This is a genomic window from Butyribacter sp., from assembly GCF_056818865.1.
In genome coordinates, this window is record NZ_DBLYGC010000012.1 from 67,973 (window position 1) to 83,373 (window position 15,401).

Here is a 15,401-nt window from a genome sequence, read left to right on the forward strand (position 1 = left end):
ATCTTATATCCCATGGTCGGCAGCATTGCGTATCAGGTGAATAAGTGCTGACGATATCTTGTCACGCTTTGTTTTATCTATCATGCATTCCTCTCCTTTTACAGAAAGCCTGATATTTTTATGTAATGTCTCTGCCATTTCATCAACAAGCAGTTCCATTTTTTTCGCAACAACCGAGAAATCTCCTTTTGTTAACTTATCAGTCACACATGATAATTCCTTTTGTACTTCACCAATCTCTTTAATAAAATCCTCATTTACCAAATCTCCGCTGTGCAATTTCTTAACGATTTTATCCAGTTCAGCTACCGCCAAACGCATTTTGGAAACCTCAGATTTTTTTATGACAATTACCCCGTTTTCGCTTTCCGTATCATTTTTATACGGCTCTGTTTTCGATGTTTCTGACGCTTTTTCGTCACCTTTTTTTTCTATAACTGCCGGCGTCGCATTACCCGGAATATAATAAATCTGTCTTGCTTTCTTTTGTGAATCTGATATATTGCTTTCTCTCATAAGATTGCTCTCGGCAAGTTTATACTGTTTTTTAAGTTTAACGATATAATCATCAATATCTTTTGCAATGTGCTCAGGAGGTTCTTTCATCACTTTTCCCGACGGTATCTTTGTAAGTTCCATTTCAACATAATTCATATATTCACAAAGTACATTATCAAATCTCTTTGTATCCTCAATAACCTTCGGACCGTTTCTAAAACAATACAATAAGTTTTCAAATTTCTTGCTTATGTATGCAATTCCGTCATAAAGCAGCATAGCAGCATCTGCTTTCAATGTATGTACGACGCGGAATACTTCCTGAATCAAATCCTGTCCATACTTTTCTTCATCATGATAATTAGAAAAGTCAGTTCTCAATTCACTTATCAGCCTAGAACTCTGCTCATAAAATATTCCCATCATAGAATCCATAACATTTCCTCCTGCCATATATCCCCGCTAATCTCCACATTGCAACTGCTTTTGAATTTTACAAAAGATGTCTATTATTGAAGGGTCAAATCGTTTTCCTGCCTCACTTCTCATAATAGAAAGGCTTTCTTCTCTCGTATATGCTCCTCTGTAGCTTCTGTCACTGTTTAATGCCATATAAGTATCTATCACTGCCACTATACGAGCTGAAAGAGGTATATCCATCCCCGAAAGTCCCTTAGGATATCCTGTTCCATCCCAGTTTTCATGGTGGTATTTAGCAATGTCTATTGCCATTTCAAGATACTCATTTTTATTCTTATCTTTGTTTATCTTTTTGAGGTAGTCTGCACCGGCTATAGTATGTTCCTTTATCTTTTCAAATTCGTCTGCCGTAAGTTCTGTCTTTTTGTTTGTGATTTCTTCACTTACAGACAACATTCCAATATCATAAAGTTTTGATGCTGATTCTATCTCATCGATAAATGCACTTGATATCAATTTATCAAACCTTGGTGAAAATTGTAAACTTATCGCAAGCATTCTGCAGTTTGTTGATATTCTGTCAGTACCTCTTTCATATATATCCGACTGCATATCTAACATATCAGCGATTGTATTTAAAATATTTTTCTGTTCTTCCGCACCTCTTGTCAACTGTTCATTTACTACCTGATGAAGTTTTCTGTTGTACGCTTCCATCTCCTGCTGAAGTTTGTAAATTTTCAAGTGCGTATTCAGTCTGAGCGTAACTTCTTCTTTTTCAAAAGGTTTCGCTATATAATCAACCGCTCCGAGTTTAAATCCTTTTATTTTATCCTCAACCGAATCAAGTGCAGAAATAAATATAATAGGAATGTCCCTCGTTTTTACGTCAGCTTTTAACATGGCACAAAATTCAAAACCATCTGTATCAGGCATTGAGATATCCAATAATATAAGTTGCGGAATCTTTCTTTCAATAGCCGTCTGTGCCTGCTTCACATTTGTAACAGGTCTTGGTATGCACCCCGTCACTTTTACCATTTCAGAAAGAATAACAAGATTAGTAGATACATCATCCACTATCAGTATATTTGGCTGCTCATTCACCTGCATGCTTACTGTCATGCCAAATCACCGCCTTTCTAACTGTAGTTTAAACTCCTCAATAGCTTTTTTTAATACTTCATAATCATCTAATGCCGCCTGATGGTCACCTTTTCTCACCGTCATCTGAAGTCTGAAAGCTTTTCTCTTTAAATTCATCGGATCATCTGCCACAAGCAGCTTTATCGTATCTGCAAAACTGTTTGCCCTGTTCCAATTTTCCATCTCTATACACAAAACAAGCTTCTCGCAATTTTCATCTATGGCTTTTATATTTTCCTCTGAGCCAAGTTTATAAAGATTATTTTCTTCCTCTTCTTCATCGAGCTGAAAACCTCCGCTGTAATTAAATGAATACTCCGTTTTTTCCTCAGCTTTTTCAGTCTTTTCTTCTGTTTTATTGTCTTCTTCTGATACTATCTTTTTAACTTTTATTGAAAATGAAAATGTACTTCCTTTTCCTTTCTCACTTTCAACATTGATGTCTCCACCCATCATTTCAACAAGATTTTTTACAATGCTGAGTCCTAAACCGGTTCCTCCAAACTTTCTTGTAATTGATGCATCTACCTGTGAAAAGCTTTTAAACAGCTTGTCTTTTTCCTCTTCTGAAATGCCTATTCCTGAATCTGTAACCATGAAAAACAGTTCAAGTTCCTCTTCTGTCTCAAAACTCTTTACAACATTCAGTGTGACCTGCCCCATTGAGGTAAATTTAATCGCATTGGATAACAGATTGTTTAATACCTGAGTTACACGAAGTTCATCACCGGTCATAAGTTCAGGAATATCTTCTCCGACATTGCAGATAAGCTTAAGCCCTTTTGACTCTGCCTGTGTCCTGTTTACTTTCACAATTTTGTCCATCATCTGATAAAAGTTAAATTCCGTATACTCTATAGTAAATTTGCCGGCCTGTATTTTAGAAAAGTCCAAAATGTTATTTATAATCTTTATCATATTGTTGCAGCATTGTATTATAAGCTCTATTGTCTCACGCTGCTCAGAATCAAGTCCGGTATCAAGGAGATTTTGTGCCAGTCCCAAAACACCGTTTACAGGTGTTCTAAGTTCATGGGTGACATTTGCAACCATTTCATTTCTCTCTTTGTGCGTCTCCTCAACTTCCATTTTAGCTGTTCTAAGCTCTTTCTTTGTCTCCTTCTGCTGTACAATGTCATGAATCCTGCAGAAACCATAACAGCCTGTGCTCTCCTGAAGCTGTGCAAGATACGCAACAACAGAGAAGCATGTCTCATTTGTTCTGTATGCAACTGTCTCAAAACTAATGCCGTATTTATGACCTATAAGGTCTATCTTACCATCTTTCAAAGACATGCATGTTCTAAAAATATCCTGCATATAAATTTTATCATCCATGGTACATCCGAGGTTTTTGCAGACGGCGTCGTTTTTTTCGCACACAAACCCGTCAGCATCAAAGAATAATATCATATCTTCGGCGTTAGTAAATAATGCCTTATATCTGCTTGTATAACAATTTTTTTCTTCCTTATCTTCTGTCACTTCCGGCACCTCCACCTTGAGCCGGCATCTGTATAAGATAAACCGGCTCGTCAAATAACACTTTTATTTATTTTTACTATTTTTTTGCGCCACAGCAATACTTGTACTTTTTGCCGCTTCCGCATGGACAAGGATCATTCCTTCCTACCTTTTTAGCCTTGACAACTGTTCCTGACTTTTTCTGCTTATGATAAAGTTCCTTACGCTTTTCAACAGAAAGAAGATTATTCCACTGTGGAAGCTCATAAAGCCACTCTGCTTTTGCTTCTACCATGTTGTAATAAAGTTTTTCAAGGTCAATATCAAGCTTTACAACTGTATCTGCAGTCATATCCTCTATAGGGTTTGGCTCTTTAAGGCTGTCATTTATTCCGTCAAGAAATCCAACCATATAATTAAGTTCCATGTTGTATTTGTCTGCAAGTTCTTTAACTGTTCCGCTAACTATATCTGATGGATTTGAAAGAAGGCTTTCATACACTGCTTTCTCTTCTTTGAAATATTTATCCCAAATTGCCTTTCCTGCTTTTGAATTAATCTCTACGCCATATGCGTACTCTCTCCAATCCTGTAATAATCCCATAATATTTCCTTTCCTATTCCTTGTGAATATTTTCACGAAAATTTCTTTTTATTTGAATATCGTCATCAATAACCGCCGGCATTCATCTTATGTTTTTTAGTATACCATAATTATGTATGTATGGTCAACGAAACCACGCTTATTTTTACATAGTAAAAGAGAGACTGCAAATATTGCAATCTCTCTTTTGGAGAAGGTATTTTTGTTACTTATGGGGTGTAGCAAAAACTATATAATGTATTGGGGTTTACAGTTGTAAGTATAGCAAGCCATAACAAATAAGTGTGCACAAACTTACTATTTTTTTTAATGTTTTTTTGTGCATTTTGCTTTTATTTTATCATTCCCCAAAAATTTGACTAAAGTATCAATTTTTTTAGCAATACAATTGTGCAATTTATCAATATATTTACCTTTAAAACTGACCCGGCTCTACATCAACTTCTTCTGAAACTACATTCTCTTTATCAAGTGAAACTGCCTCTCCATCTTTCTCAAATAAAGCTTCAAATTCTGCTCTGTCAATTCTTTCTTTTTCCATAAGAAGTTTTGCACATTTGTGAAGAATATCTATGTGTTCCTCAAGAATTGATTTTGCCTGTGTATATGCATCGTCAATTATTGCCTTAACCTCATTGTCAATTGTCTTAGCCACATCCTCGCTGTAGTCTCTGCTGGTTCTTCCAAAGTCTCTGCCGATGAACACTTCATCTTCGTCAGCATAATTTATCATTCCTAAGTTTTCTGAGAAACCATACTTTGTAACCATTGCTTTTGCTGTGTTTGTAGCCTGTTTTATATCCTGTGACGCTCCCGTTGTGATGTCATCAAATATGATAGACTCAGCAATTCTTCCTCCAAGACTTACAATTATATCCTGTTTCATCTTGCCTTTTGTCATAAATGTTTCATCACGATCTGGAAGAGGCATTGTATATCCTGCCGCACCTGACCCTGTCGGAATGATCGAAACCATGTGGACAGGTCCCACATCAGGAAGTACATGAAAAAGAATGGCATGACCTGCTTCATGGTATGCAGTTATCTTCTTGTCTTTCTCTGAAATAATCTTGCTCTTCTTTTCTTTTCCTATTCCGATTTTAATAAATGATTTGCTGATGTCCTCCTGTTCAATGAACTTTCTGCCCTCTTTTGCACATGCAATTGCAGATTCATTCAAGAGGTTTTCAAGGTCAGCTCCCGTAAATCCAACTGTTGTCTGTGCAATCTTTTTAAGGTCAACATCATCACCGAGAGGTTTGCCCTTTGCATGCACTTCAAGTATCTCCTCACGTCCTCTGACATCAGGACAGCCGACATTTACTTTTCTGTCAAATCTTCCCGGTCTCAAAATAGCCGGGTCAAGTATATCTACACGGTTTGTAGCCGCCATAACTATTATGCCTTCGTTTATACCGAAACCATCCATCTCGACAAGCATCTGGTTTAATGTCTGCTCACGTTCATCATGACCGCCTCCAAGACCTGAACCTCTTTTTCTTGCTACAGCATCTATCTCATCAATAAACACTATACAAGGCGCATTTTTCTTTGCTTCTGCAAACATATCTCTTACTCTCGATGCACCTACACCGACAAACATTTCAACAAAGTCCGAACCTGAAAGGCTGAAAAACGGAACACCTGCTTCACCTGCAACTGCCTTTGCGAGAAGTGTTTTACCTGTTCCCGGAGGGCCTACAAGAAGTATTCCCTTTGGAATACGTGCACCTACATCCGTATATCTTCCCGGATTTGCAAGGAAATCTACAATTTCCTCAAGTTCTTCTTTCTCTTCCTTGAGCCCTGCAACATCTTTAAATTTTTTTGCATGAGGGTCATCAGGGTCAATTCTCCTTGCTCTGCTCTTTCCGAAATTCATCATTTTGGCATTGCCGCCGCCTGAATTTGCAGACTGTGCTGACAGGAAAGAAAACAGGAAAAATATCGCCAAAAATCCAAGACCATATGGAAGTAATGTTGTTATAACCCATGATGTTTTCTTTACATCATTTAATCTGTATGATACATTTGCATCATCGAGTATCTTCTGAGCTTCTTTTACATCTGACACGTAAAAATCAACCACTTTTCCCGACTTCAGCTTTACGGTAACTTCACCTGTCGGTATCTCCTGGTTCTGATCAATTGAAACACTTGTAATATTGTTTTTACCAGCATCATTTTTCAAACTGCTGATACTGTAAGAATCACCGGAATTTCTCTCTATGTTTCCTGAAAAATATACTGCAACAAAAATAACTGCAAGCACAAGAACATAGAAGCCTATTCCACTCATCTTCATCTGTTTCTTCATGAATTGTCTCCTCTACCTTTTATTTTATTCCTCAATGAAATCCAATACACCTATATAAGGAAGATTTCTATATTTCTGAGCATAATCAAGTCCAAATCCAACCACGAATTTATCCGGAATCTCAAATCCCGTATAGTCCACATGAACATCTGTCTCTCGTCTGTCAGGCTTATCAAGCAATGTACAAAGTTTAAGGCTTGCCGGGTTTCTTCCCTCAAGCATTTTCTTTACCATGCTGAGTGTACGTCCTGAGTCAACTATATCTTCAACTATGATGCAATGAAGTCCGTTAATATCCTCATCAAGATCTTTATTTATCTTAAGCTTGCCTGAACTTTTTGTCGCATTGCCATAGCTTGATGCAGACATAAAATCTAATGTGACAGGTACAGTAAGTCTCTTTGCAAGTTCACAGCAAAAAAATATGCTTCCCTTAAGAACACAGATTAAATGAACTGTCTTACCTGCATAATCCCCGTTTATCTGCTCAGCCATCTCTTCGATTTTCTTGTTGAGAGTTTCTTCAGAATACATAACACCAATTTCTTCCTTCATTGTTTCCACCTTTCTCTAATGTATGCTTGCACAAAGCATCTTTTTAGTCTTATCGTTAATATAATAATATGCACTGCATCTCGAAAGTTCAGGTATCCACATAATATGTGCCCCGTCTGCGAGAACCAGTATATTTTTTCTTTCATCAGCCGGTATTTTACTGTCTATAAGAATTCTGCTAAGCTTCTTCTTTGAACCGTCTGTCCTGAGCCAAAGATAGTCACCCTCTTTTGGATATCTTAACTCAGGCATATTCTTTATCTTAGCATAATCAAACCATTTCGTACAGCTATTTTTTTTGATAATGTCTGTCATTATGCCCGTTTCTTCCGTATGAAATGATATTGTATGACTATTGTTATTGGTAAATGTCACATTATATTCCTGTCCTGCCGATATCTTTTCTTCATATACTTCCGTAAAACTCTGCGAACTGTGATACCATCTGTCCTTATGTGACATAAGTATACAGTCATAATATTTTGCTGCAACTATATCGTACGGCAGATTTATTTTTCTCCCTGTCTGGCTTATGGTAAGCCTTGTAAGCGCATCTATATGTCTCGCTGTTATATCTTTTCTTCTGCCCGACATATATTCAATCATTCTCATAAATATCTCACGCTGCAATACAACATGCAGCTTTTTCATTTCACTGAGATATGCCTTTATCTCTTTAGGCCTGCCATCTTTACATTCTATAACACTTTCCCAGACCATATCCGTCTGCAGGTCTATAAACTCCGTAACATCCTGCATATATGAAGCGGTTTTCGCAATATGGCTTACAGTTTCCTTTTGCAGATTTTCCCGTAAATATGGTATAAGATGATTTCTTATCTGATTTCTTGCATACTCGTCCTCATTATTTGTCGAATCCGTACAATAGCTCTGTCCCTTTTTTTCAAGAGTTTCAACTATCTCCTGTTTTTTTACTGCAAGAAGCGGTCTTATGACATCGGCATTTTTTGCCCTCATACCGCCAAGTCCCCTAAATCCGCTGCCCCTCAGAAGCTGGAACAAAACTGTTTCAGCCTGATCATCCTGATGATGTGCTACTGCTATCTTATTGTAACCAAGCTCTTTACGCACATCTTCAAAGCATTCATAACGATATACTCTTCCTGCCTCTTCCTCAGTCATTGACATTTCCTGTGCCATTTTTGGAATATCTTTATAAAAAACTTTATACATGGCACCGTTTTGCTCACACAATTCCTCTACAAACCGTTCATCCCTGTCTGCTTCACTGCCTCGTATTCCATGATTTACATGAACAAAACACAATCTTAAATTATATTCTTTTTGTACCTGTAACAGATACAAAAACAAAAATACGGAATCTGCCCCGCCTGATATTCCGGCAACTATACCGTCATTTTTTTCTATCAGGGCATTATCATCACAAAATGATTTTACCCTTTCGTAAATATATTTATTCATCTTTTTAGTTCTCCCATACTCCGGCAACTATAACACTCATATCATCGGATATGTATCCGGAATTTCTTCTTACAGCCTCGTCTACTATTGCCTGAGCCATATCTCCCGGATTTACTGCATCTATCTGTCCTATGTATTTTTCTAAATTATACTTTTCATCAGAAAACATATCTGCCACCCCATCTGTCATCATTATTATGTAATCTCCCGAATATATATTCATTTTCCCGATATACGGTTCAGCTTCTCCTATAACTCCCATCGGTAATGACTGTCCCTCTATACAATACATTTTTCCCTGATTTAATATATATGTTCCCACCGCTCCGTTTTTCAAAAAGCTGCACTCTCCCTTATACAGATTTATAAGCGAAATGTCAAGTGTTGCATAGCTTTCAAATTCCTGGTCTGACATATAAAGCGAATTTATAAGCCTTATCGCCGAAGTCTGAGAAAATCCTGCTTCCGACATCTGTTCTAAAAGCTCTATGACATTCTTGCTCTCATCCAATGCGCTTGTCCCGCTTCCCATCCCATCTGAAAGCGCCATCAAGAGCTCCCCGCTCTGAAGATTTATCATTGAAAATGTGTCTCCCGAAACATCCTGTTCATCCTTTGTCATCCTCGCAACTCCTGTTATTGCTTTATACTTTGTCTCCTCAACAAAAATATATTCACCAAATTCTGTATCTATTACTTTTCTTGATGCATCGGACGGTTTTAATTTCTTTTGCATTATTCTGCTCATTATCCGCGACAATTCCGTTGCCGTCACAAGCCTTCCCTTAGTGGTTCTGGCATTCATTATTATCTCTATCTGTCCGTCCTGTTTTTCATATGCATATATATTTTTACATATAACTCTTTTTTTCCTGAATTCTTTTTGAAATACTTCCTCCAGTTCATTTGAAAGTCTCTGCATTTTAGGCATACTGTCAAGCATATTTTTTACTGCATCACTTATCTCTTTCATCTGGCTTGCAACAGCTTTTCTGCTCTCCCTGACTCTGTTTCTGTAACCCATTATATTTCTCGCAATATGAAGATTTTGATTTGCCTCATTTAAAAAACGTTCCGGATGGATACAATCTCTTGCAAACTCCATCGGCATCTGTTCAATTTTTATAAAACCATCCCCTGAAACGCTAAGACTTCTGAATTTTTCAGGTCTGCATATAGCTGTCTGTCCCGAACACTCCTCATATTTTTCACATCTTGCACAAACATTTTCGGACATTTCCCTGAAAATTTTTCTTATGTCCCTGCCGCATATCTGTCTGTTTTCAGGCACATCATCCGACATGACCTTTGAAATTCTGTCAAAGACATGCGAAAAATCATTAAGCCTGTTTTCAACCATGTCCTCGTACTCTTTTGTCCTGCTTTTCCTGCCATCTGTCAGATAATTAAATATTTCATTAAACACTTTCGACAATGACAATACAAGACCTGTCCCAAACATAAGAAGCAGTATATCATACTCATTGTACGGAAACATATATAGTTTTATACCGCCGTATATAACAAAAGTTACTGCCGCAATAAGTGCCGAATGTAACGGCTGTATATGTATCTTTTGTCTCTCAAGTGTATCATATATAAGAAGCATTGATAATATTACCATACTTCCACACAAGGACATCTCAATAGAAAGATTTGAAAACATTCCCGCTATAACACAGAGAGCGATTAAAAGTTTTGCATCCATATCCGCAAATATTGCCGCAAAATACGATATACCAAGCACACACATCCCGCAGATTCCGATTCGTCCTATAAAAAAACCTATTATCATCTGTACAAAAAGTTTTTTGCCAATATACTTCATTATATTCTCCCTTTCATGCCCTACGGCTAATCTGATAAGGGAAAGTATATAAAACAAAAATGGTATATTTTGTCAAAACTCAACCTCAAAAAAAGAACTGTTTTTTATGAACTTAAATCATAAATAAACAGTCCTTCACATTTAGTTTTATATGGTCACTGTTCACTTGGCATCATCAGGCTCAAATATAATCTCACCTTTGTATACAAGACCGAGACGCTCTCTCGCAATTTTTTCAACATACTCGTCCGTATCAACATATTTTTCAAATTTCTTTAACTCTTCTGTTTGTTCATCAACGCTCTTTTTCTCTTTTTTGAGTTCCGTAATCTGTGCATTGTACTCCTTGCACTGTGCTTCTAATGCCGATTTACGATAAAGGACAGTGAAACAAAGCACTGCACACAATAAAACAATACCCATAATCGTAAATTTATTCATATGTTTTTTATGACCATAATGTTGGCGTGCCATCTTAACACCATCCTCCCTGCGAACGCCCGTTCTAAAGGCTTTTTCGTCTACGAAATATATTTTTATTATATACCTTTCTTACTATTTTTTCAACGCTTTTCTTTACAGGAACATATATCCCCCTCTCATATAAAACTGCCCCTGAAATAATCATAACAATCCCGTACCATCTTATTATTCCTGAATTTATATTGTAAAAAATATAAAATACCGGGATTGCAATGCCAGTCCAAAATATAATGTCAATTATAATTTTAACAGGCATGCACAGTTTCAGCAAAAGTTCAAACATTCTTATAATACTATATAAAAACATGCAGCCCATACCGCTTAACGCTGATGCTAACAGATACCTGACCTGTCCATATATTATTTCACTCATTGAAAAAGTCTCCCAAAGAACGTCGCTGCTTTTTTAGTATTATCCTCAACATCTGAATATGCAAAACTGTCTATTCTTCCGTCTACATCAACTTCACCTTTTTCAAGAGACAAGCGGTTTACATGCAATTCATCTCCTTTTATCAAAAGCACGCCCTGGTTTGTCTCAAGATAAACCTCTTTTGCATCAAATGAAAGTACATCTTTAACTCCCGACATAACTGCTGATTTTCTTGCATTAAGATATACCTTATGTACTCCCTTTGCTCCCGTATTATTCTGTATACTTTTTTCTTCCACAAAAACACCCTCCTTGCATATATTTATAATCAATATATGCCGGAGGGTATCATTTATATTACAGCATTTTGTAAAGTTCCTTTGCCGCTTCTTTATTGTATGTTTCCTCAATGCTTAACACTTCTACTTTTACCTGTTTGTCTCCGAAGCTTATCTCAATAATATCTCCCGGTTTAATATTAAGAGATGCTTTTGCAACTTTTCCGTTTACCGTAATTCTTCCTGCATCACATGCTTCATTTGCAACAGGACGTCTTTTTATAAGTCTGGAAACCTTTAAATATTTATCTAACCTCATCTTAATCCTCTCTTCCCTGCTATATTCTATGCCCAATACTTTATTATAATGTTCTGATTTCAGAAAAAGGGCCGGTTCAAAGAACCTGCCCTTAAATTAAGTCTGCTTTCAAATTTGCTTTTCTGACTTTAAATCAAAATCAAAAAAATACCTCGCTAAACTTGGTAAACTATTATTTGTTTACAGCATCCTTTAAAGCTTTACCTGCTTTGAACTTAGGAGCCTTAGATGCAGGAATTTTCATTGTTGCACCTGTAGAAGGGTTTCTTCCTTCTCTTGCAGCTCTCTCAGCAACTTCAAATGTACCAAATCCAACTAACTGAATCTTTTCTCCGCTCTTTAACTCTTCTGTAACCACATCGATAAATGCTTTTAAAGCTTTCTCTGAATCTTTCTTTGAAAGTTCTGCTTTCTCAGCCATAGCTGCTACTAACTCTGTCTTGTTCATGGATAAATCCTCCTCGATATTTGTATTCTTGGAATAAAGCGGTATCCTCCGCTTCACTTTCCCATTCCTATTCTTACAATTTTCAATTGCAAAAACTTACAAATCTATTTATACCCTCATTATACATGTTTGTCAAGGTTTTTTCCAGCAAAAATCCCATAAAATCAAGGTTTTTTAGCCTTTTTTCTTATTAAATGTCACCCCTCCATCTGTTTACCCAGAAAACTTGCTGCAACAGTTATCATTTTCTGCTCTGTTTCGCCAAATACTCTCTCTGTATTCTTTGACAAAAACACTATCGTTCCCGCCGCATCGCCGTTACATATAATCGGTGCGACCGCCTCTATATAATCTCCGTCCATATCATCGGTAACTTTGCAAAAATCCGGTTTCGTATTATCCGACAGTATAATCTTTCTCTCCATAGCAGCCTTCTCCAAATCCCTGCTTATGTGTCTTCCCACCATATCTTTTTTGACACCGCTTGAAGCTGCAATTATAATATCCCGGTCTGTCACTATTATAAGATAACCCGTTGTCTGAGCCAGCGCATCTGCATACTGCTTTGCAAACTGCCCTATATCTCCTATCATCGAATATTTTTTAAGGATAACCTCTCCTTCCCGGTCTGTATATATTTCAAGCGGGTCTCCCTCACGGATGCGCAATGTGCGCCTTATCTCCTTAGGAATAACTACTCTTCCTAAATCATCTATTCTTCGTACTATTCCTGTAGCTTTCACATTATTTTCCTCCAATATCTAATTTTCCAAGAGTTCTCTATTTGATTTTTTCAAATAGCTGCTCCTTTGCTGCTATATATTAGCTTTGGAGTTAGTATGTGGAAAATGTGAAAAATTATACTTATAAAAACTTATGAAAACTTTGTTATTCACCTATTGAATTTGATATAACATTATGTTAGAATAAATGGAGTTTTTTAAAAGAAGATTTTAAAAGCGTTGACGGAGAGAGTAGTGTTATTTGACCTTACAGAGAGAACGGTATTTTGCTGTGAGCCGTTTATGGAAAAATCTCATGAAAACCACTCCTAAGCTGTGCGTAGAAGAAATATTTATAAATATTTTGAAGCGTCACCGTATGGCTGCGTTATAAGCTGTTTTGAGTTAAAATCAAGGTGGAATCGTGTGCAGGCACCCTTAGATATGAATTTTTCGTATCCAAGGGTGTTTTTTAATAATATGTTTTACACATCCGCCACAAATTATCTATTCACAAAATAGAACTTCTCATATTTCACTAAAAATTAAAAAGGAGACTTTAAAACAATGGTAAATTTTAAAGAAGATGAACAGTTAAACACATTAAACCATTCCTGTGCACATCTTATGGCTCAGGCTATCAAACACATTTATCCACAGGCAAAATTCTGGGTTGGCCCTGTAGTTGCCGAGGGATTTTATTATGATGTCGATCTTGGCGAAGATGTTATCCGTGATGAGGACATCGCTAAGATTGAAAAAGAAATGAAAAAAATTGCAAAATCAGGAAAGAAAATTTTCCGCAGAGAAGTTTCTAAAGCAGAAGCATTAGAAATGTTTAAGGATGATGAATACAAACTCGACCTTATCTCAGACCTTGAAGACGGAAATATCACTGTTTATGACCAGGGTGATTTTACTGACCTCTGCCGCGGACCTCATGTTGACAACGTGAAACTCTGCCGTAACTTCAAACTTATCCGTCACTCAGGTGCATACTGGAAAGGTGACAGCAGCAATAAAGTGCTTCAGAGAATTTATGGTGTATGTTTCCCTACTCCTGAGGAACTCGAAAACCATCTCACACTTCTTGAAGAGGCAAAAGAAAGAGACCACAGAAAAATCGGTAAAGATATGAATCTCTTTATGGTTGATGACCTTGTAGGACGTGGACTTCCAATGTTCTTACCAAAGGGATACACAATCTGGCAGGAACTTGAAAACTACATTAAAGATAAAGAAAGAGAACTCGGTTATCTCCATGTTATGACTCCTTGTGTCGGAACAGTCAATCTTTATAAAACATCAGGTCACTGGGATCATTATAAAGAGAATATGTTCCCTCCTATGGAAATGGAAGGCGAGTCATTTGTACTTCGTCCTATGAACTGCCCTCATCACATGATGATATATGCGAACAGAAGACATTCATATAAAGACCTCCCTATCCGTATCGGTGAAATCGCTCATGATTTCCGTTATGAATCAAGCGGAACATTAAAGGGAATTGAGCGTGGAAGACATTTCTGCCAGAACGATGCCCACCTCTTTGTAACACCTGAGCAGATTAAAGATGAGTTCACAAAAGTTGTAGATCTTATCTTCAACACATACAAAGATTTTGGTATTGAGAATTACCGCTGCGTACTCTCACTTCGTGATCCCGAAAACAAAGAGAAATACCATGATGATGATGAAATGTGGAACAAGGCAGAAGCTGCACTCCGTGATGTTATGAATGGTCTTGGCATCGAATATACAGAAGAAATCGGAGAAGCTGCTTTCTATGGTCCAAAACTTGACGTAAATGTCCAGCCTGCTGTTGGTAATGAGATTACACTTTCTACATGCCAGCTTGATTTCTGTCTCCCTGCCAAATTCCATCTCTCATACATTGACAGAGATGGTGAAAAGAAAACACCTGTTGTTCTTCACCGTGCAATACTTGGTTCTCTTGACCGCTTTATGGCATATATTCTTGAAGAAACAAAGGGTAATCTTCCAACATGGCTTGCTCCTGTACAGGTTCGCGTAATGCCTGTTAAGACAGATGATGATTCACTTAACACTTACGCAAAAGAAATCTGTGACGCTCTCAAAGCAAACAAAGTACGTGTAGACCTTGATGACCGTTCTGAAAAACTTGGCTATCGTATGCGTGAGGGACAGATTCAGAAAGTTCCTTATCTTCTCGTAGTCGGATTTAATGAAAAAGATGAGAGAACAGTATCATTCCGTCTCCACGGAGAGAAAAAGACAACCGTTCTTCCTCTTGATGAGTTTGTTGAAAAACTTGACGCTGAGATTAAAGGAAAGCTTAGAACCCATATCGGAATGTAATTTTTAGGATTTAGATTATAACCAAAAACAGCCATATTATTATTTAAGTAATTAGAATAACAATATGGCTGTTTTTATAACTTTTACACTGCTTTCATTGATGCACATTTTCTTTATATACTAATTCCACAACACTTCTGTTTTTTGTCTTGCCTGCTCTTCG

15 protein-coding genes are annotated in these 15,401 nt (G+C 37.1%); 1 reads left to right on the plus strand and 14 read right to left on the minus strand.

Features of this window, described 5'->3' with window-relative positions; all coding sequences use genetic code 11:
• Positions 1 to 3 precede the first annotated feature (3 nt).
• The 14 genes from ACZLXV_RS07180 to ACZLXV_RS07245 form a co-directional block, all read right to left on the minus strand.
• On the minus strand, positions 4 to 933 hold the full coding sequence (locus ACZLXV_RS07180; RefSeq protein ID WP_482382936.1) for an Hpt domain-containing protein: 930 nt from the start codon (positions 931 to 933) through the stop codon (positions 4 to 6).
• A 27-nt stretch (positions 934 to 960) separates the two neighbouring features.
• On the minus strand, positions 961 to 2,043 hold the full coding sequence (locus tag ACZLXV_RS07185; RefSeq protein ID WP_482382937.1) for an HD-GYP domain-containing protein: 1,083 nt from the start codon (positions 2,041 to 2,043) through the stop codon (positions 961 to 963).
• Between the two features lie 6 nt (positions 2,044 to 2,049).
• The gene (locus ACZLXV_RS07190; RefSeq protein ID WP_482382938.1) at positions 2,050 to 3,549 is read right to left on the minus strand and encodes a PAS domain-containing sensor histidine kinase; all 1,500 of its coding nucleotides are present in this window, start codon (positions 3,547 to 3,549) and stop codon (positions 2,050 to 2,052) included.
• A gap of 76 nt (positions 3,550 to 3,625) precedes the next feature.
• Positions 3,626 to 4,132, minus strand: a complete 507-nt coding sequence (locus ACZLXV_RS07195) for an SEC-C metal-binding domain-containing protein (RefSeq protein WP_482382939.1) — start codon at positions 4,130 to 4,132, stop codon at positions 3,626 to 3,628.
• Positions 4,133 to 4,547: 415 nt separating this feature from the next.
• Positions 4,548 to 6,449: an ATP-dependent zinc metalloprotease FtsH gene (gene ftsH, locus ACZLXV_RS07200; protein ID WP_367335518.1), complete on the minus strand. Its 1,902-nt coding sequence runs from the start codon at positions 6,447 to 6,449 to the stop codon at positions 4,548 to 4,550.
• Positions 6,450 to 6,473: 24 nt separating this feature from the next.
• On the minus strand, positions 6,474 to 7,004 hold the full coding sequence (gene hpt / locus ACZLXV_RS07205; RefSeq protein ID WP_482382940.1) for a hypoxanthine phosphoribosyltransferase: 531 nt from the start codon (positions 7,002 to 7,004) through the stop codon (positions 6,474 to 6,476).
• A gap of 15 nt (positions 7,005 to 7,019) precedes the next feature.
• Positions 7,020 to 8,447 (minus strand): tRNA lysidine(34) synthetase TilS, encoded by a 1,428-nt coding sequence (gene tilS, locus ACZLXV_RS07210; RefSeq protein WP_482382941.1) that lies wholly within the window; start codon positions 8,445 to 8,447, stop codon positions 7,020 to 7,022.
• A gap of 4 nt (positions 8,448 to 8,451) precedes the next feature.
• Positions 8,452 to 10,275 carry a SpoIIE family protein phosphatase gene (locus ACZLXV_RS07215; protein WP_482382942.1) on the minus strand — a complete coding sequence of 608 codons (1,824 nt, stop codon included), beginning with the start codon at positions 10,273 to 10,275 and terminating at the stop codon, positions 8,452 to 8,454.
• A gap of 162 nt (positions 10,276 to 10,437) precedes the next feature.
• Complete coding sequence (locus tag ACZLXV_RS07220; protein ID WP_482382943.1) at positions 10,438 to 10,749, minus strand: FtsB family cell division protein; 312 nt, start codon at positions 10,747 to 10,749, stop codon at positions 10,438 to 10,440.
• A 31-nt stretch (positions 10,750 to 10,780) separates the two neighbouring features.
• On the minus strand, positions 10,781 to 11,131 hold the full coding sequence (yabQ, locus tag ACZLXV_RS07225; protein ID WP_022225182.1) for a spore cortex biosynthesis protein YabQ: 351 nt from the start codon (positions 11,129 to 11,131) through the stop codon (positions 10,781 to 10,783).
• Entirely contained in the window at positions 11,128 to 11,430 is a 303-nt protein-coding gene (gene yabP / locus ACZLXV_RS07230) for a sporulation protein YabP (RefSeq protein WP_482382944.1), read from the minus strand. The genes yabQ and yabP overlap by 4 nt, the downstream gene beginning before the upstream one ends.
• A 58-nt stretch (positions 11,431 to 11,488) precedes the next feature.
• Positions 11,489 to 11,728: an RNA-binding S4 domain-containing protein gene (locus ACZLXV_RS07235; protein WP_022225184.1), complete on the minus strand. Its 240-nt coding sequence runs from the start codon at positions 11,726 to 11,728 to the stop codon at positions 11,489 to 11,491.
• A 172-nt stretch (positions 11,729 to 11,900) separates the two neighbouring features.
• Positions 11,901 to 12,176, minus strand: coding sequence for an HU family DNA-binding protein (locus ACZLXV_RS07240; RefSeq protein ID WP_482382945.1), 276 nt, complete (start codon positions 12,174 to 12,176; stop codon positions 11,901 to 11,903).
• 197 nt (positions 12,177 to 12,373) lie between these two features.
• Positions 12,374 to 12,919 carry a stage V sporulation T C-terminal domain-containing protein gene (locus ACZLXV_RS07245; RefSeq protein ID WP_482382946.1) on the minus strand — a complete coding sequence of 182 codons (546 nt, stop codon included), beginning with the start codon at positions 12,917 to 12,919 and terminating at the stop codon, positions 12,374 to 12,376.
• 546 nt (positions 12,920 to 13,465) lie between these two features.
• Between ACZLXV_RS07245 and thrS the strand changes: the two genes are divergently transcribed.
• Complete coding sequence (thrS, locus tag ACZLXV_RS07250; RefSeq protein WP_482382947.1) at positions 13,466 to 15,238, plus strand: threonine--tRNA ligase; 1,773 nt, start codon at positions 13,466 to 13,468, stop codon at positions 15,236 to 15,238.
• The last annotated feature ends 163 nt before the right edge of the window (positions 15,239 to 15,401 follow it).

What these genes read in the sequence shown, in the direction of transcription:
- ACZLXV_RS07180 (WP_482382936.1), bottom strand. Translation starts at nt 933, where the DNA reads ATGGATTCTATGATGGGAATATTTTATGAGCAGAGTTCTAGGCTGATA.
- ACZLXV_RS07185 (WP_482382937.1), bottom strand. Translation starts at nt 2,043, where the DNA reads ATGACAGTAAGCATGCAGGTGAATGAGCAGCCAAATATACTGATAGTG.
- ACZLXV_RS07195 (WP_482382939.1), bottom strand. Translation starts at nt 4,132, where the DNA reads ATGGGATTATTACAGGATTGGAGAGAGTACGCATATGGCGTAGAGATT.
- ftsH (WP_367335518.1), bottom strand. Translation starts at nt 6,449, where the DNA reads ATGAAGAAACAGATGAAGATGAGTGGAATAGGCTTCTATGTTCTTGTG.
- hpt (WP_482382940.1), bottom strand. Translation starts at nt 7,004, where the DNA reads ATGAAGGAAGAAATTGGTGTTATGTATTCTGAAGAAACTCTCAACAAG.
- tilS (WP_482382941.1), bottom strand. Translation starts at nt 8,447, where the DNA reads ATGAATAAATATATTTACGAAAGGGTAAAATCATTTTGTGATGATAAT.
- ACZLXV_RS07215 (WP_482382942.1), bottom strand. Translation starts at nt 10,275, where the DNA reads ATGAAGTATATTGGCAAAAAACTTTTTGTACAGATGATAATAGGTTTT.
- ACZLXV_RS07220 (WP_482382943.1), bottom strand. Translation starts at nt 10,749, where the DNA reads ATGGCACGCCAACATTATGGTCATAAAAAACATATGAATAAATTTACG.
- yabQ (WP_022225182.1), bottom strand. Translation starts at nt 11,131, where the DNA reads ATGAGTGAAATAATATATGGACAGGTCAGGTATCTGTTAGCATCAGCG.
- ACZLXV_RS07235 (WP_022225184.1), bottom strand. Translation starts at nt 11,728, where the DNA reads ATGAGGTTAGATAAATATTTAAAGGTTTCCAGACTTATAAAAAGACGT.
- ACZLXV_RS07240 (WP_482382945.1), bottom strand. Translation starts at nt 12,176, where the DNA reads ATGAACAAGACAGAGTTAGTAGCAGCTATGGCTGAGAAAGCAGAACTT.
- thrS (WP_482382947.1), top strand. Translation starts at nt 13,466, where the DNA reads ATGGTAAATTTTAAAGAAGATGAACAGTTAAACACATTAAACCATTCC.